This window comes from Stenotrophomonas rhizophila, assembly GCF_001704155.1.
GTDB classification, from domain to species: domain Bacteria; phylum Pseudomonadota; class Gammaproteobacteria; order Xanthomonadales; family Xanthomonadaceae; genus Stenotrophomonas; species Stenotrophomonas rhizophila_A.
Genome location: NZ_CP016294.1, coordinates 3822403 through 3843403, shown reverse-complemented (window position 1 = coordinate 3843403; position 21001 = coordinate 3822403). Strand labels below are relative to the sequence as shown.

Below are 21001 nucleotides of genomic sequence, written 5' to 3'. Positions count from 1 at the left end.
CCTGGCCGGCAACCCGGGATGCCTCAGTTCGCCAACTCGCAGGTTGCCGGCTTGGCCGACGTGAACAGGGCGGGCGTACCCCATTCCGGGTGGTCGATGAACGGGTTGCGGTTGCCCTGGAAGCTGTAGATCACTTCATTGCGGGCTTTTTCTGCAGCATCCGGCGGGTCGGACAGGTGCCAGTCGATCAGGGTCGAGAGCAGGCCCATGTAGGCCGGCGAGGCGGAGGTCTTCACGATCCTGCTGCGGTCGTCGGTCAGCTCCAGGTCCGGTTCGGACTGGCCGGTGGCTGCGTCCTTGCCGCCCTCATAACGGATCGCCATGTACATCACCGCACGCGCCATGTCGCCCTTGCGGTGGCCCCACACCTCGAAGGTGCCGGCATTCCCGTCCGGGGTGCGTACCCAGTTGGAATTGCCCGGGTAGCCGCCACTTCCCCCGCCGGTGCCGTTGTTGGCCTCGGTGGCGCGCTCGCCGCAGTTGCTGTCGCACTTGGCGAACGGCTTGTTGCCGCGGTCCGCGTTCCACTGCGCATCGGTCAGGTACAGCATGTGGGTGTCGGTATAGGGCGCGTACGGCAGGCCCTTGTCGCCGGTGGTGCTGGCAAAGCCCAGTGAATTGGGCCAGGTGTGCTCGCGGTTGTAGGTCAGCCCGCTGCCGGTGCCGGCCCGGTCGGTGACCTTGGCGTAGCTGCGGTTGCGGTACGCGTCCAGGATGCGGCCGCTGTTGTTGGGATCCTCGTCGGCGATTTCCAGGATGGTCCACGTGCTTGTGCCCGTGCCGCTGTACGGGTACGAGGTGTGGCCCTTGATGGTGGCGTGCAGCGAGCAGCGCAGCTGGCCGGGGCTGGAGGTGTTGACCTTCGAGTAGTAGCTGCCCGGATCCGGGTCCGGACCGGGATCGGTACCGCCGGCGGCCACGGTGAACGCGATGCGCGTGTCGGCCGCCGGTCGTGCGCCCTGGGCGTCCTTGATGCGCGCGGCGCGTATGTCGAAGCGGCAGGCTTCGCCGGCCACCAGTGCGGTGTTGGTGGACAGGGTGAAGCGGGTACCGCTGCTGGCGTGGGTGAGCGGCACCGTGCCGGACTGGCCGCAGCTCAGGGTGAACGCACCGGCGCTGACGGTGACGCTTTCACTGAAGGTCACGGCCAGGTCGGCAGCGGCCGGGAAGCTGGTTGCGCCCTGTTCCGGGGTGGTGGTGCTCACCGACGGCGGGGTATTGGGCCCGGTGCTGCCGCCGCCGCTGAAGGTCTGGCCGGTGTTGCAGGCACCGAAGGTCTGCGCAGCCGATCCGGCCCAGGTGAAGTGGGTGTACTGGCTGCCGCTGCCGGTGAGCTGCAGGGACGTGCCCGGGGCGGTGCTGTTGCTCTCGCTGACCGGGATGTTCTGGCTGGTCAGGCCGGCGGCCGGGCCGCCGGAGGCGGTGATGGTGCCTTCGTAGCTGATGAACTGGACGACCTTGCCGCTGGCATCCACCAGCGCGATGCCGTCGTTGGCGCCGTTCTGCAGGCCGTTGGTGGGGTAGGTGACGGTGGCGATGCTGGCCTTGCCGCAGCCGGCGGCGGTACCGGCCGGCACGGCGTTGTTGGCATAGACCGTGGCCGCCGACGGAGTGCTGCCGTTGTACAGGTACAGCCGGTAGGTACTGAGGTCCTCGCCGCCGGTGGCGACCACCTCGATGGCTTCGCCGACATCCCCGGCCGGGGTGCTGTCGTCGTAGTGCAGTTCATTGATGAATACGTCCGCCTGGGCGGAACCAGCGGCCAGCGCCAACAGGCACCCCAGGGACAGCGGTGTGAGCAACCTCATCTACGTCTCCTTGTGATTGGGTTTTGCTGGCCGAATCTAGCTAATCCATATGACACATCTATCGATTTGTCGGATTCGGCACTCCGCAGTGGGACGCGCGTCAAGAAAATGGCGGTCGGGGGGAATTCGTCGGCACCCCCTTGAAAGGGCTCGGGACAGCACCATCTCTGCCCTGTCCCGCACTGGCGGGTTTTTTCACGAGCGGTGCTGGCAGTCACCTGGGGTGAGTGCTAATATCGCCGGACTTTTTCAAACCAATCAACAACTTAAGAGGCATGCATGAACATCAAGCCGCTTCACGACCGCGTTGTGGTCAAGCCGATCGAAGCCGACGAAGTCTCCGCCGGCGGCATCGTCATCCCCGACTCGGCCAAGGAAAAGTCGACCAAGGGTGAAGTCGTGGCCGTGGGCCCGGGCAAGCCGCTGGACAACGGCAGCGTGCGCGCGCCGTCGCTGAAGGTTGGCGACAAGGTGATCTACGGCCAGTACGCCGGCAGCACCTACAAGAGCGAAGGCGTGGAATACAAGGTCCTGCGCGAAGACGACATCCTCGCCGTCATCGGCTGAGTTTGCGCCGCCGGGCTCGCCCCGCCGCTTCTTCTTTTTTCAGATCAACGCAGCCGGGCATCGCCCGGCGCCACATAAAAGGTAATCGCAATGGCTGCCAAGGAAATTCGTTTCGGTGAAGACGCCCGCGCCCGCATGGTGCGCGGCGTCAACGTTCTCGCCAATGCCGTCAAGGCCACCCTGGGCCCGAAGGGCCGCAACGTCGTGCTCGAAAAGAGCTTCGGCGCCCCGACCATCACCAAGGACGGCGTGTCCGTCGCCAAGGAAATCGAACTGGCTGACAAGTTCGAGAACATGGGCGCGCAGATGGTGAAGGAAGTCGCCTCGCGTACCAACGATGACGCCGGCGACGGCACCACCACCGCCACCGTGCTGGCCCAGGCCCTGATCCGCGAAGGCGCCAAGGCCGTGGCTGCCGGCATGAACCCGATGGACCTCAAGCGCGGTATCGACAAGGCCGTGGTCGCCGCCGTCGCCGAGCTGAAGAACATCTCCAAGCCCACCGCCGACGACAAGGCGATTGCCCAGGTCGGTACGATCTCGGCCAACTCGGACGAGTCGATCGGCAACATCATCGCCGAAGCGATGCGTGAAGTCGGCAAGGAAGGCGTGATCACCGTTGAAGAAGGCTCGGGCCTGGAAAACGAGCTGGACGTGGTCAAGGGCATGCAGTTCGACCGCGGCTACCTGTCCCCGTACTTCATCAACAACCAGCAGGCGCAGACCGCCGACCTGGATGATCCGTACATCCTGCTGCACGACAAGAAGATCTCCAACGTGCGTGACCTGCTGCCGGTGCTGGAAGGCGTCGCCAAGGCCGGCAAGCCGCTGCTGATCGTGGCTGAAGAAGTCGAAGGCGAAGCGCTGGCGACCCTGGTGGTCAACACCATCCGCGGCATCGTGAAGGTCGTGGCCGTCAAGGCACCGGGCTTCGGCGACCGCCGCAAGGCAATGCTGGAAGACATGGCCACCTTGACCGGCGGCACCGTGATCTCCGAAGAAATCGGCCTGTCGCTGGAGAAGGCGACCATCGCCGACCTCGGCCGCGCCAAGAAGGTGCAGGTTTCCAAGGAAAACACCACCATCGTCGACGGCCAGGGCGACCAGGAAGCGGTGCAGGCACGCGTGGCCCGCATCAAGACCCAGATCGAAGACACCTCGTCCGATTACGACCGTGAGAAGCTGCAGGAACGCGTGGCCAAGCTGGCCGGCGGTGTTGCCGTGATCAAGGTCGGTGCGTCGACCGAAATCGAAATGAAGGAAAAGAAGGACCGCGTCGACGACGCCCTGCACGCTACCCGTGCGGCGGTCGAAGAAGGCGTGGTGCCGGGCGGCGGTGTTGCCCTGGTCCGCGCGGTCACCGCGCTGGCTGGCCTGAAGGGCGCCAACGAAGACCAGAACCACGGCATCCAGATCGCCCTGCGCGCGATGGAAGCCCCGCTGCGTGAAATCGTCGCCAACGCCGGCGAAGAGCCGTCCGTGATCGTCAACAAGGTCAAGGAAGGCACCGGCAGCTACGGCTACAACGCCGCCACCGGCGAGTTCGGCGACATGCTGCAGTTCGGCATCCTGGACCCGACCAAGGTGACCCGTTCTGCCCTGCAGAACGCTGCCTCGATCGCCGGCCTGATGATCACCACCGAAGCGATGGTGGCCGAAGCCCCGAAGAAGGATGACGGCGCCGGCGCAGCAGGCGGCGGCATGGGCGGCATGGGTGGCATGGGCGGCATGGACTTCTAAGGTCCCCGCACACGCGACATCCTGTCGTGCTGTAAACGAAGAACCCCGCCGAAAGGCGGGGTTCTTTCGTTAGGGGACAAACACCTTGTTGCCGTATTCCCAGGTCCACGGCGCGCCGGTGTCACCCAGGACGTAGCGCACCAGTGCGGGGAATGCCGCTTCGGCGCGCACATCGTTGCCCAGGATCACCACGCAGCGCTGGCCACGTGCCAGGCAGACCATCGTGTTGCCCACCGCGTCGTCATGCCCGCCTTTGTAGAAACCATGGCCCTGCGGGCCGTCGAACACCACCACGCCCAGCCCGGCGGCAAGGTCGGCACGCCGCTTCGCCGGGGGCAGTTCGTCCTGCAGCGTGGGGAACTGCGAGGCGGTGGTGATCGGCCACTGCGCGCGCACCAGCTCACGTCGCGATGCGGGCGAAAGGCCTTCACCGCTCACCAGTGCGGCGACAAGCCGCGCGATATCGGTGATGGTGGTGTCCATCGAACCCGCCGCCCGCACACGGCTGCGCTCGTCATGCGGTTCGGTGCTGCCGTCCTGGGTCCAGCCGTCGGCCAGGTTGCCGGCGAAGTCCGCGCGCCAGGTCATGCTGGTACGGGTCATGCCGAGGCGATCAAACACCCGCCGCTGCATTTCCCTGCCCACGTCCAGGCCTACGCCCTGTTCGAGCACGAACTGAAGCAGGATCAGCCCTTCCCCGGAATACGCATATCGCGTGCCCGGGTCGAAATGCAGCCGCAGTTTTCCCTCCGGTTCAAGGAAGGCGAAGTTGGAGAAACCGCTGCGATGGCTGAGCAGCATGCGCGGGGTGATCTGCTGCCAGCGCGGGTCATCCTTCAGGTCGGGCCAGGGCGCGTAGCGCTTGTCGGCCGGATACTCCGGCAGTGGACGGTCCAGGTAGGCGGCGATGGGGCGATCCAGATCCACGATGCCGTCGTCCACCAGCTGCAGCACCATGTAGGCAAACGCCGCCTTGGTCAGCGACGCGGCATACATGATGGTGTCCGGCTGCAGCGGCTCGCCGGCCGCATTGCGCTTGCCGGCCGCGTGCACCTGCACGACCTTGCCATCATCGATCACGGCCAACGCCAGCCCCTGGGCCTGGGTTGCCCGCATCAGACGCTGCATCTGCGCATCCACCGCAGGCGGGGACGGCAGCGCGTGGGGTGGGGCGGCGGCCAGCGCAGCGGACGCGGGCATCAACAGGGAGAACATCAGGACGAACGGGCGCATGCACGGCACTCCTCCGGGTCTCGGCGCCAATCGTACCGTCGGGCCTGCAGCCCTGAACACTGCACCCCAGTTGCGAATGAAACAGTTGGCACTCCCAAACCCCTGTGCTATCAATACTCCCCAATGAACGCACGCCACGCCAATTCCTACTTTTGGTATTACTTTCCGAAGCCACCGGCGGAGGAAGGCATGCGCTCACCCTGAAGAAACTTTCAGACGCATTCCCGAAAGCCGCCAGCGCACCTGGCGGCTTTTTTGTTGCCGCCGCGCTGGGGACCCCCACCTTCCAGGAGACACCCCCATGCCCCCCCACACCGACGACCTGCGCATCCGCAAGATCGAACCGTTGACCCCGCCGGCGCAGCTGTTGGCGATGCTGCCCTGCGACGATGAAGCTTCCTCCACGGTGAGCGCCTCGCGCGCCGCACTGCACGAGATCCTGCACGGCCGCGATGACCGCCTGGCGGTGGTGATCGGCCCGTGCTCGATCCATGACCCGGTCGCGGCGATCGAATACGCGCAGCGCCTGAAGCCGCTGCGCGATGCGTACGCGGGCGAACTGGAAATCGTCATGCGCGTCTACTTCGAAAAGCCGCGCACCACGGTGGGCTGGAAGGGACTGATCAACGACCCGGACCTGGATGGCAGCTTCCAGATCAACAAGGGCCTGCGCGTTGCGCGCGGCCTGCTGCGCGACATCAACAAGTTGGGCCTGCCGGCCGGCGTGGAGTTCCTGGATGTGATCTCGCCGCAGTACATCGCCGACCTGGTTGCCTGGGGCGCGATTGGCGCGCGTACCACCGAAAGCCAGGTGCATCGCGAGCTGGCCTCCGGGCTGTCGTGCCCGGTCGGCTTCAAGAACGGTACCGACGGCAACATCAAGATCGCCGCCGACGCGGTGGGTGCCGCATCCAACCCGCACCATTTCCTGTCTGTGACCAAACAGGGCGATACGGCCATTGTCGCCACCGCCGGCAACCCGGATTGCCACGTGATCCTGCGCGGCGGCAAGGTGCCCAACTTCGATGCCGCCAGCGTGGATGCCGCCAGCCAGACGCTGGCCAAGGCGCAGCTGCCGGCGCGATTGATGATTGATGCCAGCCACGCCAACAGCAGCAAGAATCCCGAAAACCAGCCGAAAGTGATCGCCGACATCAATGCACAGCTGGCGGCAGGCGAAGAGCGCATCGTGGGCGTCATGGTGGAAAGCCATCTGGTGGCCGGCCGCCAGGAACTGGTGGAAGGCCAGCCGCTGGTGTACGGCCAGAGCATCACCGATGGCTGCATCGGCTGGGACAGTTCGCTGCAGGTGCTGGAGGCGCTCGCCGAGGCAGTGCGTGCGCGGCGCGCGCGGCGTCTGGCCGAGGCGGCTTGATCCCTCAGGGAGCCGGCCGCCGGCCGGCTCCACGAAAGATCCGCTCTACCGGAAGTCTGGTTTTGTTAAAGAGAATCAATTGGATACTGCGCGCCCGGGGCCGCAGACTGCAGGCCTCACTTGAGGGTCCTACAGGGTGTATGTACAATGTATGCACAGTCCAGCAACGTGCGGGTGCTTCCCATGGGAACCGCAAGCAAAGTCATCAATTTCCGGGCCCCTGCCGATAAGCAGGATCTGATCGATCGTGCCGTAGCAATCAGTGGCGTGAATCGCACCGAGTTCATCCTGGATGCCGCTTGCGACAGGGCGCGCGAGGTGCTGGCCGACCAGACGCAGTTCACGTTGAATGCCGAGCAGCTGCAGCGCTTCAATGCGCTGCTGGACGCGCCGCTGGAGGACAACCTGGCGCTGCGCCGGTTGTTGAGCACGCCGGCGCCCTGGGAACGCTGAGCCCTTGTGGCTCTCCGCTCCAACCCCGCTGCACGCGGAACATCTGTTGGATGACTTCCGCTGCAGTGCTCCAGCCTTGGCGAAATGGCTGCTTGAACGCGCACGCCAGAACCAGGCATCCGGCGCATCACGATGCTTCGTGGCCTGCGACGAGCAGCGTCGCGTTGTCGGTTATTACGCGCTTTCAGCCGGCTCGATAGCGCATGACGCCGTGCCCGGACGAATCCGCCGCAACATGCCCGATCCCATTCCGGTCATCGTGTTGGGGCGGTTGGCGGTACATGCGGACAGGGCGGGGCAAGGCATTGGCCAGGGCTTGTTGAAGGATGCGGTGCTACGTTCGCTGCAGGCGTGCGGTCAGGTCGGCGCACGGGCGTTGCTCTGCCATGCCATCGATGAGCCCGCCAAGGCGTTCTACCTCAAGCACGGTTTCATCGCTTCACCCATTCACCCTCTGACGCTGATGCTGCCCCTTGCGTGCTAATGCACCTCGTCGCGGTACACGAACTTCGGCATCTCCCACTTGAAGTGGATCGCGAGCAGGCGGAAGGCGAAGCCGCCGCCCAGGCACCACAACGTGGCGGCGTTGAGCGACACACCCAGTTCGAGCAGGCCCAGCCATGCCGCGCCGGTAAGCAGGGTGATCACCGCGTACAGCTCCTTCTGGAAGATCAGCGGCACCTCGTTGCACAGCACGTCGCGCAGCACGCCGCCGAAGGCGCCGGTGAGCATGCCGGCGATGAGCACGATCGGCACCGCGTGGCCGCCGTCGCGCGCCACCGCGCAGCCGATCAGGGTGAAGCAGATCAGGCCCAGGCCATCGAGCACCAGGAAGGTGCGGCGGAAGTGGTGCATCCAGCGCGCCACCCAGGTGGCGATCAGCGCCGCACATATGGTGAAGCCCAGGTACTCGGGGTGCTTGACCCAGCCCAGCGGGTAGTGGCCCAGCACGATATCGCGCAGCGAACCGCCGCCCAGCGCGGTGACGCAGGCGATGATGACCACGCCGAACAGGTCCATCCGCCGCCGGCCGGCAGACAGCGCGCCGGTCATGGCTTCGGCGGAAATGGCGATGAGGTAGATGATGGACAGCAGCATGCAATGGCTCCGGAGGTGCAGGCGGGGACGGAAACGCGCACGCGCCAGCGCCGCAGCACTGTCGTGGGGTGGGATTCCGTTGCCGCTCCCGCTGTCCTTTTGCCTGAGAGTTCAGTGGCCAGGCCACGTGCCCCTTCGGCGGGTCATTGAAGACCTCTCTCCAGATCGGCGTGTTGGATGCATGGTTGGTGGAGTATCGAGCCACCGGCCTGAGCGATTATGGGAGCCTGCGCCTTCGGCGGGCGCCAGCGCGGCGCCTCTCTCCTGCATCCGGGTCGGATTCTAGCAGCCAGCGCGCCCCCGCCGGTGGATAATCCCGGTATGCCCGCTGAACCCGCCCCCTGGTACGTCTACCTGCTGGAATGCCGCAACGGCAGCTATTACGCCGGCATCAGCAACGACGTGGACGCCCGCTTCCAGGCACACCTGTGCGGCAAAGGCGCGCGCTACACCCGCGCCAATCCACCAGTGAAGCTGCTGGCGGTGCGCGCGTATCCCAACCGCTCGGCAGCTTCCAAGGCCGAATGCGAGCTCAAGCGCCAGCCGCGCGCACGCAAACTGGCCTGGCTGCAGCAACGGAGTGCCGGAACATGACCGGAATCGACCCGGCCAAGGCGCGCGCAATGATCGGCAAGACCGTGCTCGCCGGCATGACCTACCTTGACGCCCAGGGCAACGCCCTGGAGCACCGCCAGATGGCCGGGCACGTGCTGCGCATCAATGACGACGAGGGCGTGGTACTGGCCAGCGCAGTGGACGGCGGGGAGCTGTTCCTGCCGCCCACGCTGGACCACTACACGCCGGCCGCTCCAGGCGACTACACCCTGCGCTCGATGGCACTGACCATCAGCGATCCGGACTACCTGTGTACCTGGGACGTTCACCTCGCGCCCGGCAACGATCCCTGATCGGATGGCTTCGGCCGCCGGTCCTCGCGGTCATCACCGAAGATGATCCGCGCGCTGCGCTGGTAGCTCCAATACGCCACCGCCCAGTTGAGCAGCACCACGATCCGGTTGCGGAACCCGATCAGGAAGAACACGTGCGCGGCCAGCCAGAACCACCACGCCAGCACGCCCGACAACTGCAGCCGGCCCAGGTGCACGATGGCGGCCATGCGGCCGATCGTGGCCAGGTTGCCGAAGTCCTGGTACTTGAACGGCCCGGGTGACGGCTTGCCCTCCAGCCGTGCACGAATTGTCGCGGCCACATGCTTGCCCATCTGCTTGGCGGCCGGGGCAACGCCCGGCACCGGCCGGCCATCGGCCTGCTGCAGCGCGGCCAGGTCGCCGGCGACGAAGATCTCCGGGTGCCCGGCCAGGGTCAGGTCGGGCTGCACCGGCACGCGTCCGGCGCGGTCCAACGGCACCTCCAGCGTCCGCGCCAGCGGCGAAGCGGCCACGCCCGCGGCCCACACCACGGTGCGCGCGGCAACGAACTGCTCGCCGAGCTGGAAGCCCTCGCCGTCGATGTGATTGACCGCTGTACCCGTCAACACCTCCACCCCGAGCTTCTCCAGCTGGCGCCGCGCTTTCAGCGACAGCACCTCGGGGAAGCTGGACAGCACCCGCGGCCCGGCTTCGACCAGCCGCACCTTGGCGCTGGCCGGATCGATATGGCGGAACTCGTTGCGTAGCGTGTGCCGCGCGATCTCGGCCAACGTGCCGGCCAGTTCCACCCCGGTGGGGCCGCCGCCGACCACCGCGAAGCTCAGCCACGCCGCCTTGCGTGCCGGATCCGGCTCGGCCTCGGCGCGTTCGAAGGCCAGCAGCAGCTTGCGGCGCAGTGCGATCGCATCGTCCAGGGTTTTCAGGCCAGGCGCGTCGGCGGCCCACTCGTCGTGCCCGAAATAGGCGTGGGTGGCGCCGGTGCACAGCATCAGGGTGTCGTAGCCGAGCTGGCTGCCGTCGGCCAGGGTGATCTGGCGGCTGGCCTTGTCGATCGAGGTCACCTCGCCCAGCCGCACTTCAACATTGCGCTGGTCGCCCAGGATGTGGCGCAGCGGCGCGGCGATGTCGGGTGCGGACAGGCCGGCGGTGGCGACCTGGTACAGCAGCGGCTGGAACAGATGGTGGTTGCGACGGTCCACCAGGGTGATGCGGATGCGCGCGCTGGCCAGCGCGCGGGTGGCCCAGAGGCCGGCGAAGCCGCCACCGATGATGACCAGGTGGGGCAGGGAATCGCGGGTCATGCAATGACTCCTTGGCGGGGGTCGAAGCGAAGCACTGCATGGTCGCACGTGACGCGCGATATTCACGTGGATGGCAGATACGGGGTTCAGCAGCCGTCGCACCTGCCGGCGGCCGATCCGTTCGTTGCCTGGAAAGTCCACCTGCGTGCGCGCATTTCCGAAAGAAGACCGTCAACACCGGCGCGTTGATCGGCGTATCGTATCGGCGCCTATCGACAACCGGGAACACCAACATGCTGAAGATCTGGGGCCGCCGCAATTCCAGCAACGTGCGCAAAGTGCTGTGGTGCGCGGAGGAAATCGGCCTGCCGTACGAATCCATCGAAGTGGGCGGCCCCTTCGGTGGCACCCAGTCGCCGGAATACGTGGGCATGAACCCCAACGGCCTGGTGCCGGTGATCGAAGACCACGGCCTGCCGCTGTGGGAATCCAACACCATCGTGCGTTATCTGAGCGCGCGCTACGCGCTGGGCACGCTGTACCCCGAAGATGCGATGGCGCGCGCCCAGGCCGAGAAGTGGATGGATTGGAGTACCTCGCGCATGGCGCCGCTGTACACCGACCTGATCTGGGGGATCATGCGCACCGCCCCGGCCGACCGCGACGAGGCCCGCATCAATGCCGCGATCACCCGTGCCGGCGAGTTGCTGGGCATGGCTGATGCCACCCTGGCGCAGCAACCGTGGTTGTCCGGCGAGCAGTTCGCGATGGGCGACATTCCGTTGGGCGCGCTGGTCTATGCGTGGTTCGAGCTGCCGATCCAGCGGCCGTCGTTGCCGCACCTGGAAGCGTGGTACCAGCGCCTCCAGCAGCGCCCGGCGTACGTCAAAGCGGTCATGACGCCGTTGACGTGAGGTAACGGACGGCAGGTGCGGACCGTTGGTCCGCACGCTTTCAATACAGGTCGGTGGGATCGACGTCCAATGACCAGCGCACCTTGCGCGCCTGCGGCAAGCCGTACACCTGCGGCATGATCTGATCCAGCAGCGCATGCAGCGGCCGCCGCGCCGGGGCCGACAGCAGCAGCTGCGTGCGCTGGTAACCGGCGCGGCGCGGCATCGGCGCCGGCATCGGGCCGAAGCGTTCCACGGGGCACTCATGCGCGATCAGCTCGCGCACCGCCATCAGCATGGCGTTGGCGTGCTCCACCTGCTGCGCCTCGGCGCGCATCAGCGCCAGGTGCGCGAACGGCGGGAAGCCGGCCGCTTCGCGCTGCTGCAGCTCGGCGTCGGCGAAGGCGTGGTAGCCCCCGTTGACCAGTGTTTCCAGCAACGGGTGCCCGGGGTGATGGGTCTGCAGCCAGACTTCGCCGGCATCGGTGGCGCGCCCCGCGCGCCCGGCCACCTGGATCAGCTGCTGGGCCAGTTTCTCGCTGGCGCGGAAATCGGCGGAGAACAGTCCCTCGTCGATGCCCACCACCACCACCAGGGTCAGCTTGGGCAGGTCGTGGCCCTTGGCCAGGATCTGGGTGCCGACCAGGATGCCGGCGCGGTCGCCCAGCGTGGCAAGTTGGGTCTCCAGCGCGTCGCGCCGGTTGGTGGTGCCGCGGTCGATGCGGATCACCGGGAAATCGGCGAAGGCTTCCGCCAGGTGTTCTTCCAGCCGCTCGGTGCCGATGCCCTGTGGCTGCAGCGCCAGGCTGGCGCAGTCGGGGCAGGCCAGTGGCGCCGGCTGGCGCGCGCCGCAGTGGTGGCATTGCAGCCGGCGGCCGCCGGCGTGCACGGTCATCGGCGCATCGCAGCGTTTGCAGGGCGCGGTCCAGCCGCAGTCGTGGCACAGCAGCACCGGTGCGTAACCGCGGCGGTTCTTGAACACCAGCACCTGGTGGCCGGCCGCCAGGTGCTGGCCGATGCCTTCCATCACCTCGGGCGAAAGGCCGTCCTTCAACGGGCGCTTGCGCACGTCCAGCACCCGCACCCGCGGCGGGCGCGCCTCGCCTGCGCGCTGTTTCAGGCGCAGATGGGTGTAGCGGCCGGCATGTGCGTTGTGCAGTGATTCCAGCGACGGCGTGGCGCTGCCCAGTACCACCGGCACATCCAGCGCCTTGGCCCGCACCAGCGCGAAATCGCGCGCGTGGTAACGAATGCCGTCCTGTTGCTTGTAACTGCCGTCGTGCTCTTCATCGACCACGATCAGCCCGGCGTTGGGCAACGGGGTGAACACCGCCGAGCGCGTGCCCACGATCACCTGTGCCTCGCCGCGCGCGGTGGCCGCCCAGACCCGTGCGCGCTCGTTGTCGTTCAGGCCCGAATGCAGCACGTGCACCGCAATGCCCAGGCGGCTGCGGAAGCGCGCGAGCGTCTGCGGGGTCAGCCCGATCTCGGGCACCAGCACCAGCGCCTGCCGGCCGCGGGCCAGGCAGTCCACGATGGCCTGCAGGTACACCTCGGTCTTGCCGCTGCCGGTCACCCCGTCGAGCAGGAACGCGCCGAACCGCGCGTGGGCGGTGATCGCGGCGATGGCGTTGGCCTGCTCCGCATTCGGGGTCGGCCCCGGCCGCAGGGCCGGCATCGCCGGGGCGTGCTCCAGCGCGATGCGCTCGACCAGGCCGCGCTTGGCCAGCGAGCGCGCCGCGCTGCGCCAGTCGTCCATCGCCTCGTCGAGCAGGTCCTCGTCCACGCTGCCGCCGGCCAGCTGTTCGGCCAGGCGGTGCGGACGGGTGCCGGCCCGCAGCTTGGCGCGGTGTTCGAGTCCTTCGGCAGTGAGCTGCCAGCCCCAGCGATGGGTGTCGGGCACCGGCTCACCACGGCGCAATGGCGCGGGCAGGGCGGTGCTGACCACCTCGCCCAGCGGCGCATGGGTATAGCGTGCCAGCCACTGCAGCGAGGTCCACAGCTCGCCGCCCAGCAGCGGCGCCGGGTCCAGCCATTCCACGGCAGCGCGCAGCGCGTTGCCGTCGGTCACCGTACCGATCCCGGCCACCACGCCCACCAGCTCGCGCGAGCCGAACGGCACCCGCAGCCGGCGACCGACCATGCCAGGCCCGGGCGGCGCTCCCGGCGGCGGCGCGTAGTCGAACCACTGCGGCAGCGGCAGGGGCAGGGCAACCTGGAGGGAGGGGGCATCCGGCAGCGGCGCCGGGGCACTTTCCAGGGTCAGCAGGGGGGCTGGATCGGGGGGCAGCATCGCGCCAGTGTAGCGGCCCGAACCGGCCCTGTTCAGCGCACGAAACCGATCGCCGCATGGCGCCGTGGAACCTAAATAGGAGCTAAATATCCGTGGCCATTGGAGATTCGGTCTTATCCACATCTTCTGTGGATAAGTCTGTGTGCGAGTGTCGAACTCCGAGCTGTTTGTCAGGGAGTTCCGCAGTGAAGCCTGGGTTGGTCAAAAAATAGCCACACAACTAAATGTATGTAAATCAAGAAGATGGCTGTGAAACACAGCTGACACATGGGTGACGCCGGCTTCACCTGCCGGTTTTCTGCCGATTTTGTTGGTGCTGTGCACAACCTGCGCCGCTGTCAAGCCATCTACATCACCGCGGTAGTCGCACGTGACCCGTATCGGCATCCCCCTGCGCGGGCGCACTCGCTATCATTTCGGCACTTGATGGAGTTGCTATGACGGCTGTGAACGCCCCTGTTTCCTCTACTGCAGCGGGTGCCCTGTCCGCATTCCTGCGAGGCGTCGAACGCCGTGCCCTGGTGGTTGCCGAGCTGCAGTGCGGCGACCCGACCGTCGCCGAACAGGCACTGGTGGCGGTGATGCGCGCCTTCGCCGGCATCGCCAGCGATGTGCCGATGGCACAGTGGCCGGACCGGTTCTGGATCCTGCTGGCCCACCGCACCCCGATCCGCATGCCGGCCCCTGGCGGCCAGTGGGCCCCTGGCCTGGCGCACCTGCCCAGCCTGGCGCCGCCGGCACGTCTGGCGCTGCTGCTGCGGGTAGGGGGCGGGCTGGACGAGGCGGCCGCCGCGCAGATCCTGGACCTGCCGGTCGCCGACTACCAGCAGGCGCTGGCGCAGGCCTGCCCACGCGATGCGCAGGGCCACCCCGATGCGGCAGGCTGGCGTGCCCTGGCCGAACAGGTGCAGCAGCGCCTGCGTGACCTGCCGGCCAGCAGGCTGCAGCAACTGCACCAGCCCGCGCCGGCCCCCGCGCCGGGCAAGGGTCCGGCCTCATGGCGCGCGCCGGCCCCGGCCGATGCGGCGCCCCGGCGCACGCCGGTCCGCCGTCACAATCGCCGGCCGCTGTGGCGTGGCCTGCTGATCCTGCTGGTCACCATCGCCGTGTTGCTGGGCGGTGCGGCGTGGTGGAAGCACCGCAGCCCGGCGCTCGCCCCCGAGGCCAGCGTGCCCGACGGCGCGGTGTCCACCGCCGACCCGGTGCGGGTCGAACCGTTGGCGGCTGAAGACCTGCCGGTGACGGCGCCGGCCGATCCGGCCCACGCCGCCAGTGACGCGGCCATGCTGGCCGACCCGGACCTGATGCTCGCCCGCGATGCGGACCTGTACGCGTGGGCTGCCGCCGGTGGGCCGGTCCCGGTGGACGAGTCGCAACCGCAGCCCAGCCGCCCCGAACCTGCCACCGCCGGCCTGGAGACGGCAGCCGCTGATGAATAAATCGATCCTGCTGCTCGCCATGGGCCTGGCGACCGGTGCGCATGCCGCGCCACAGCCGCTGCCCCTGCCATCGGCCACGCCTGTGCCGGTTACCACACCCGCCATTCCCGCCACCCCCGCCGCGCTGGACCCGGCCCAGCTGCGTGAACTGCGCAGCCGCTATGCGCAATGGCAGGCATTGCCTGCATCCGAACGTGCCCGTATCCGCGAGGCCGCCGGCCGTATTGCCGCGATGCCCGCTGCACAGCAGCAGGCGCTGCGGGCCCGCTTCGACGAACAGGACCAGCGGTTCCGCGACGGCTGGCTGCTGGGCCCGCAGCTGGGCCAGCATTTCCCCAAGCTGCAGGGTCTGTTCGGCTACCTGCCCGCTGACCAGCGCGAACCCGCCCTGGCCGCGCTGCGCCAGCTCAACGAGGGCCAGCTGGCCCAGCTCACGCTGATCGCCCAGCGCACGCCGCCGCAGGAGCGCGACCAGGTGCGCGACCAGTTCCTGGGGCTGGCGCCGGCCGCGCGCGATGCGTGGTTAAAGGAAAACCTGGTGCGTTGAGCGTAAGATGACCGGCCGCAACCCGGTGCCTGTGCCCTCCGCGCGCTGCCGTAGTTGCCGTCTGTGATCCCATGTCTACCGTTACCGCAACGCCGCGCCTCTCCCGGGAAGTGCGCGCCACCGGCCTGCTTGCGCTGCCGCTGGTCCTTGGCCACATCTCCACTGGCCTGATTTCCTTCGTCGACAACGTCATCGCCGGGCACCACGGTACCCAGACGCTGGCGGCGGTCACCATCGGCACGGCGCTGCTGTGGCTGCCGATGCTGATCCCGATCGGCACGTTGATCTCACTCACCGCCTCGGTGTCGCAGCTGCATGGCGCCGGCCGCGAGCGGGAGATCGGCCCGCTGTTCCGCCAGGCGCTGTGGCTGGCGCTGGGCCTGGGCCTGATCATGTTCACCTTCCTCACGGTGGTGCCGCCGTCGCTGCCCGCGTTCGGCATCGCCCCGGACATCGTGCCGGGCGCGACCGCGTTCCTGCATGCGGTGCGATGGGGTGGCCCGGCGCTGACCCTGTACTTCTGCATGCGTTACCTCAGCGAAGGTATGCACTGGACGCTCCCGACCATGCTGCTCGGCTTCGGCGGCCTGCTGGTGCTGGCGCCGCTGGGTTACGTGCTGTGTTACGGCAAGCTGGGTTTCCCGGAAATGGGCGCCGAAGGCCTGGGCATCGCCTCGGCCACCATGATGTGGATCCAGGCGCTGTGCTTTGCCGGCTACCTGTGGAAGACCAAGCGCTTTGCCCACCTGGAACTGTTTTCGCACCTGGAGCTGCCGCGCTGGGCGGCGATCTGGGACCTGCTGCGTACCGGTCTGCCGATCGGCATCACGGTGCTGATGGAGGGCGGGTTGTTCATCGTTACCGCCCTGCTGATCGGTCGCCTGGGCGCCACCGAGGCGGCCTCGCACCAGATCGCCATCAACGTGGCCCAGCTGTGCTTCATGATCCCGATGGGCGTGGCCGAAGCCACCACCGTGCGCGTGGGCCATGCGGTAGGCAGTGGCAACGGGCTGGGCGTGCGGCGCGCTGCCATCGCCGGCCTGCTGATCATCCTGGGCACGCAGACGCTGTCGGCGCTGGTGCTGCTGTTCGGGCACGACGCCATCGTCGGGGTGTATACCGCCGACATGGGCGTGGCCGCGCTGGCCTCCACCCTGCTGCTGTATGCGGCCGCGTTCCAGTTCCCGGATGGCATCCAGGTGCTGTCAGCCGGCGCGCTGCGCGGCCTGAAGGACACCCGCGTGCCGATGTTCATCGCCATGTTCTCCTACTGGGGGCTGGGCATGCCGCTCGGCGCCGGGCTCGGCCTGGGCCTGGGCATGGGTCCGCAGGGCATGTGGCTGGGCCTGATCCTGGGGCTGACCGCAGCGGCGATCCTGATGGGCTGGCGGCTGCGCGTGAGCAGCCTTCGTGTCGGCAATGACCTGAACCTGACGGCCTGATGGCCCCCTTACTTGTGTCCGATGCCGGGCTGTCCGGCACGGGCTATGCTGGTACCACGGCAAGAAGCCAACTGGAGTTTTCCCCATGAACCAACCCGTGCGTCGCAATCCCGTCGCCAGCTTCTTCATCGGGCTGTGGGATGTGATGAACTTTACCCGCAGGCTGATCCTCAACCTGCTGTTCTTCGGCCTGTTGCTGCTGATCCTGGTCCTGTTCGTCTTCGCGATGGGCAAGGGCGCCAGCAGCGGCCGCACCCTGCAGGACCGCACCACGCTGGTGATCGCGCCGGAAGGCCGCCTGGTCGAACAGTTCAGTGCGGATCCGGTCAGCCGTGCGCTCGCAAAGGCCATTGGCGACAACAGCGCCGAGGAAGTGCAGCTGCGCGACCTGGTGCGCGCGCTGGATGCGGCGCGCGAGGACAAGAAGATCGAACGCGTGGTCCTGCAGCTGGACAAGCTGCAGCCGAGCGGTTTTGCCTCGATGCGTGAAGTAGCCGCGTCGCTGCAGGAACTGCGCGCGTCGGGCAAGGACATCGTGGCCTACAGCGACAACATGAGCCAGTGGCAGTACCTGCTGGCCGCGCAGGCCAAGGAGATCTACCTCGACCCGATGGGCGGGGTGGTGCTGGAAGGCCTCGGTCGTTACCGCCAGTACTTCCGCACCGGCCTGCAGGACAAGCTGGGCGTGGACGTGCACCTGTTCAAGGTGGGCGAATACAAGTCCGCCGCCGAACCGTACGTGCTGGACGCGGCGTCGCCGCAGGCCAAGGAAGCCGACCTGTTCTGGATGAACGACGTGTGGCAGCGCTACCTGGCCGACATCGCCACGGCGCGCAAGCTGGACGCCGCGCAGCTGGCCGCCGGCATCGACACCATGCCCGAAGGCATCGCTGCTGCCGGTGGCGACCTGGCCAAGTTCGCCCTGCAGCAGAAGCTGGTGGACGGCCTGAAGACCCGCGAGGAAGTCGAAGACCTGCTGGCCGATCGTGGCGTGGCCGATGAAGACGCCGACGGTGGCTTCCGCAGCATCAACCTTGACGAATACCTGACCCAGATCGACACCCGTCGTTCGCCGGTGGATTCGCGACCGCAGGTGGCGGTGGTGGTGGCGTCCGGCGAGATCGCCGGTGGCGACCTGCCGGCCGGCCGCGTGGGCGGTGAGTCGACCTCGGCGCTGTTGCGCGAAGCGCGCGACGACGACAACGTGAAGGCCGTGGTGCTTCGCGTGGATTCGCCCGGCGGTGAAGTGTTCGCCTCGGAGCAGATCCGCCGTGAGGTGGTGGCGCTGAAGGCGGCCGGCAAGCCGGTGGTGGTATCGATGGGCGACCTGGCGGCATCGGGCGGCTACTGGATCAGCATGAATGCCGACCGCATTTACGCCGATCCGTCGACGATCACCGGTTCGATCGGCATCTTCGGCATGATCCCCAACCTGTCGCGTTCGCTGGACAAGATCGGCGTGCACACCGACGGCGTGGGCACCACCCGCTTCGCCGGTGCGTTCGACATCACCCGCCCGATGGATCCGGCCGTGGGCCAGGTGATCCAGTCGGTGATCAACAAGGGCTACGCCGATTTCACCGGCAAGGTGGCCGATGCACGCAGCAAGCCGGTGGAAGCGGTGGACGAAGTCGCCCGCGGTCGCGTGTGGAGCGGTGCGCAGGCCAAGGAACGCGGCCTGGTCGATGCCTTCGGCGGCCTCAAGGCGGCCATTGCCGACGCCTCCAACCGCGCCAAGCTGGGCGGCCCGGACAAGGTGCGCGTGCGCTACATCGAGAAGCCTGCCACTCCGTTCGCGCAGTTCCTCAGCGGCTTCGCCGGCAGCCATGCCGGTGCCTGGATGCTGGGCGAATCGGGCGTGGCGCGGATGATGCTGGCCCGGTCGATGCCGGAAGTGGACACCCAGCTGCGCTTCGTCGAAGACGCCGCCCGCGACCCGCGCGGCAGCGCCCCGGTCAAGGCGCTGGCGTACTGCTTCTGCGGTTTCTGACGGCGGATCACGACCAACGGTCGTGATCTACCCGATGCGATTGTCCTGGTAGGTCACCACCGTTGGTGGTGACGCCCTTCAAAAAAACCCGGCCAAGGCCGGGTTTTTTTATTCTTTACCGGCCCGCTTCGACCTCGTCGGCGGCGCTGGTGTCCGGTGCTTTTTCCAGCGTTTCGCGCGCGGCCTTGGCCTTGTCCAGCGGTTGCTGCATGGCGTCGCGCAATGCGGTGGCCTGGGGCTCCGGACGCTTGTCAGGGTCCGGTGGCACCGGGCGGCTGCAGCCGCTCAAGGCGAGCAGGGCAGCCAGCGGCAGGGCGATACGGATCAACATGGCAACCTCGCAGGCGAACCCAGGGACGCGCAGTTTCGCACCGCTTTGCCGGCCCGTGTGTGATGGGGTGCGCCGCACCGGCATGCGGGCTATCCTGCAGTGCCCTAAGGCAGGAGAAGCAGGTGAGTGCGCATCGTTGGCGACTGGACGGACAGACCGCATTGATCACCGGTGCCAGTGCCGGTATCGGACTGGCGATCGCGCGCGAGCTGCTGGGATTCGGCGCCGACCTGCTGATCGTGGGGCGCGACGCGGACGCATTGGAAATGGCCCGCGATGAGCTGGCCGATGCCTATCCGGATCGTGAGATCCATGGGCTGTCCGCCGACGTTTCCGACGACGAGGATCGTCGCGAGATCCTGGACTGGGTGGAAGACCACAGCGATGGGCTGCACCTGCTGATCAACAATGCCGGCGGCAACATCACCAAGCCGGCCACCGAGTACACCGAAGACGAGTGGCGCGGCATCTTCGAGACGAACCTGTTCTCGGCGTTCGAACTGTCGCGTTATGCGCACCCGTTGCTGGCCCGCCACGCCGCCTCGGCCATCGTCAACGTCGGCAGTGTCTCTGGGCTCACCCATGTGCGCAGTGGCGCGGTGTACGGGATGACCAAGGCGGCGATGCACCAGATGACGCGCAACCTGGCGGTGGAGTGGGCCGAAGACGGCATCCGGGTCAACGCGGTGGCGCCCTGGTACATCCGCACCCGCCGCACCTCCGGCCCGCTGGCGGACCCGGATTACTACGAACAGGTGATCGACCGCACCCCGATGCGGCGCATCGGCGAGCCTGAGGAAGTAGCTGCCGCCGTCGGGTTCCTGTGCCTGCCTGCGGCCAGCTATGTCACCGGCGAATGCATTGCCGTGGACGGCGGATTCCTGCGCTACGGGTTCTGAGGCGTACCGGCCAACGGTCGGTACCTACCGGGGTACCGCGCAGTTGCTTTCTGACAGCACGCCCTGCAGGCGCTCGCGCTCGGCGGCAGCGGCGGCTGCCGTGCCGGGCGAGGCGAAGCGTTCCCGCCCGCGCGCATCGCGGAAGCGCTGCTGCCACGCATTGCAGCGCTGGTCTTCAGCCAGCGGCTCGCAGGTATCGCGGACCACTTCGCAGCTGGCGGCGTTGACCGGCGTGTTGCCGCCCAGCGCAGTGACCGACAGCAGCACGCAGGTCGGCGGTGCCGGTTCAAGCTCGTGCAGGTAGCGTCCGCCGTCCTGGCCCTGGCACTGGTAGATCTCCGGCAGCGGCGGTTTTGCCGGGCCGTCGCCGGGCAACTCGTCGCCGGGCTTGGGCAGGTTGGCACTGTCCAGGATCGCGGTGCCGCGTGGCACTTCGTACGCCTCTGAAATCATGCGCTCCATCGGCTGCGCCTTGCCGGGTACCTGCGGCGGCATCGGTGCGGGTGACAACGGCTGGACCGTCGGCGCGGCAGGCGGCGGGGGCGTCGCCTGGGTCGACACGGACACCTCCGCGCGCGATGGCGCGGCATTCATGCGCTGGATCACCTGGTGGCTGCCGGCCGGGCAGGGCTTGCCTTGCACGGTCACGTTGTCGTCCGCATCGGTGCAGCGGAACACGATCGGCTCATCGGCCACCGCCGACGACGCCACACACAGCAGCAACAGGAGCCAATACGGTTTCATCGGCGCAGGATACAACGC

General features: G+C 67.5%; 20 protein-coding genes and 2 riboswitches. Of the genes, 13 read left to right on the top strand and 7 right to left on the bottom strand.

Annotated features, from left to right (window positions below; genetic code table 11):
* Positions 1-23: 23 nt before the first annotated feature.
* Positions 24-1808 (bottom strand): endonuclease, encoded by a 1785-nt coding sequence (locus BAY15_RS17145; protein WP_068854196.1) that lies wholly within the window; start codon positions 1806-1808, stop codon positions 24-26.
* 279 nt (positions 1809-2087) lie between these two features.
* Between BAY15_RS17145 and BAY15_RS17140 the strand changes: the two genes are divergently transcribed.
* Positions 2088-2375 (top strand): co-chaperone GroES, encoded by a 288-nt coding sequence (locus tag BAY15_RS17140; RefSeq protein WP_068854195.1) that lies wholly within the window; start codon positions 2088-2090, stop codon positions 2373-2375.
* Positions 2376-2465: 90 nt separating this feature from the next.
* A complete protein-coding gene (groL, locus tag BAY15_RS17135) occupies positions 2466-4115 on the top strand; it encodes a chaperonin GroEL (RefSeq protein WP_068854194.1) in 1650 nt (549 codons plus the stop codon).
* Between the two features lie 69 nt (positions 4116-4184).
* On the opposite strand, the gene BAY15_RS17130 is transcribed toward groL, so the two are convergent.
* Entirely contained in the window at positions 4185-5348 is a 1164-nt protein-coding gene (locus BAY15_RS17130; RefSeq protein ID WP_068854193.1) for a serine hydrolase domain-containing protein, read from the bottom strand.
* Positions 5349-5649: 301 nt separating this feature from the next.
* On the opposite strand from BAY15_RS17130, the gene BAY15_RS17125 reads away from it, so the two are divergent.
* The 3 genes from BAY15_RS17125 (at position 5650) to BAY15_RS17115 (ending at position 7660) form a co-directional block, all read left to right on the top strand.
* Positions 5650-6723, top strand: a complete 1074-nt coding sequence (locus tag BAY15_RS17125; protein WP_068854192.1) for a 3-deoxy-7-phosphoheptulonate synthase — start codon at positions 5650-5652, stop codon at positions 6721-6723.
* A 147-nt stretch (positions 6724-6870) separates the two neighbouring features.
* Positions 6871-7176: a DUF1778 domain-containing protein gene (locus BAY15_RS17120; protein ID WP_068854191.1), complete on the top strand. Its 306-nt coding sequence runs from the start codon at positions 6871-6873 to the stop codon at positions 7174-7176.
* 46 nt (positions 7177-7222) lie between these two features.
* On the top strand, positions 7223-7660 hold the full coding sequence (locus tag BAY15_RS17115; RefSeq protein WP_237334285.1) for a GNAT family N-acetyltransferase: 438 nt from the start codon (positions 7223-7225) through the stop codon (positions 7658-7660).
* Here BAY15_RS17115 and BAY15_RS17110 read toward each other — a convergent pair.
* Positions 7657-8274: a trimeric intracellular cation channel family protein gene (locus tag BAY15_RS17110; RefSeq protein WP_068854189.1), complete on the bottom strand. Its 618-nt coding sequence runs from the start codon at positions 8272-8274 to the stop codon at positions 7657-7659. The two genes, BAY15_RS17115 and BAY15_RS17110, sit on opposite strands and share 4 nt — an antisense overlap.
* An 83-nt stretch (positions 8275-8357) precedes the next feature.
* A riboswitch (glycine riboswitch) is annotated at positions 8358-8448 on the bottom strand.
* A gap of 7 nt (positions 8449-8455) precedes the next feature.
* Positions 8456-8551, bottom strand: a riboswitch (glycine riboswitch).
* 44 nt (positions 8552-8595) lie between these two features.
* Here BAY15_RS17110 and BAY15_RS17105 point away from each other — a divergent pair.
* Positions 8596-8868, top strand: coding sequence for a GIY-YIG nuclease family protein (locus tag BAY15_RS17105; RefSeq protein WP_068854188.1), 273 nt, complete (start codon positions 8596-8598; stop codon positions 8866-8868).
* Positions 8865-9182 carry a hypothetical protein gene (locus tag BAY15_RS17100; RefSeq protein WP_068854187.1) on the top strand — a complete coding sequence of 106 codons (318 nt, stop codon included), beginning with the start codon at positions 8865-8867 and terminating at the stop codon, positions 9180-9182. The genes BAY15_RS17105 and BAY15_RS17100 overlap by 4 nt, the downstream gene beginning before the upstream one ends.
* Here BAY15_RS17100 and BAY15_RS17095 read toward each other — a convergent pair.
* Positions 9155-10465 carry an NAD(P)/FAD-dependent oxidoreductase gene (locus BAY15_RS17095; protein WP_068854186.1) on the bottom strand — a complete coding sequence of 437 codons (1311 nt, stop codon included), beginning with the start codon at positions 10463-10465 and terminating at the stop codon, positions 9155-9157. The two genes, BAY15_RS17100 and BAY15_RS17095, sit on opposite strands and share 28 nt — an antisense overlap.
* Positions 10466-10698: 233 nt before the next feature.
* On the opposite strand from BAY15_RS17095, the gene BAY15_RS17090 reads away from it, so the two are divergent.
* Entirely contained in the window at positions 10699-11319 is a 621-nt protein-coding gene (locus BAY15_RS17090) for a glutathione S-transferase family protein (protein WP_068854185.1), read from the top strand.
* A gap of 40 nt (positions 11320-11359) precedes the next feature.
* Here the strand turns inward: BAY15_RS17090 and BAY15_RS17085 are convergent, their stop codons facing one another.
* Positions 11360-13591: a primosomal protein N' gene (locus BAY15_RS17085; RefSeq protein WP_083214220.1), complete on the bottom strand. Its 2232-nt coding sequence runs from the start codon at positions 13589-13591 to the stop codon at positions 11360-11362.
* A gap of 437 nt (positions 13592-14028) precedes the next feature.
* On the opposite strand from BAY15_RS17085, the gene BAY15_RS17080 reads away from it, so the two are divergent.
* From BAY15_RS17080 to sppA, 4 genes are all read left to right on the top strand, one after another.
* On the top strand, positions 14029-15030 hold the full coding sequence (locus tag BAY15_RS17080; protein ID WP_068854184.1) for a hypothetical protein: 1002 nt from the start codon (positions 14029-14031) through the stop codon (positions 15028-15030).
* Complete coding sequence (locus BAY15_RS17075; protein WP_068854183.1) at positions 15023-15577, top strand: DUF3106 domain-containing protein; 555 nt, start codon at positions 15023-15025, stop codon at positions 15575-15577. Before BAY15_RS17080 ends, BAY15_RS17075 begins: the two co-directional genes overlap by 8 nt.
* 71 nt (positions 15578-15648) lie before the next feature.
* Positions 15649-17019, top strand: coding sequence for an MATE family efflux transporter (locus tag BAY15_RS17070; protein ID WP_068854182.1), 1371 nt, complete (start codon positions 15649-15651; stop codon positions 17017-17019).
* Between the two features lie 85 nt (positions 17020-17104).
* A complete protein-coding gene (sppA, locus tag BAY15_RS17065; RefSeq protein ID WP_068854181.1) occupies positions 17105-19009 on the top strand; it encodes a signal peptide peptidase SppA in 1905 nt (634 codons plus the stop codon).
* A 115-nt stretch (positions 19010-19124) separates the two neighbouring features.
* On the opposite strand, the gene BAY15_RS17060 is transcribed toward sppA, so the two are convergent.
* Positions 19125-19340 carry a hypothetical protein gene (locus BAY15_RS17060; protein WP_068854180.1) on the bottom strand — a complete coding sequence of 72 codons (216 nt, stop codon included), beginning with the start codon at positions 19338-19340 and terminating at the stop codon, positions 19125-19127.
* 122 nt (positions 19341-19462) lie between these two features.
* Between BAY15_RS17060 and BAY15_RS17055 the strand changes: the two genes are divergently transcribed.
* Positions 19463-20239 carry an SDR family oxidoreductase gene (locus BAY15_RS17055; RefSeq protein WP_068854179.1) on the top strand — a complete coding sequence of 259 codons (777 nt, stop codon included), beginning with the start codon at positions 19463-19465 and terminating at the stop codon, positions 20237-20239.
* Between the two features lie 24 nt (positions 20240-20263).
* Here the strand turns inward: BAY15_RS17055 and BAY15_RS17050 are convergent, their stop codons facing one another.
* Positions 20264-20983 (bottom strand): DUF4124 domain-containing protein, encoded by a 720-nt coding sequence (locus tag BAY15_RS17050; protein ID WP_068854178.1) that lies wholly within the window; start codon positions 20981-20983, stop codon positions 20264-20266.
* Between the last annotated feature and the right edge of the window lie 18 nt (positions 20984-21001).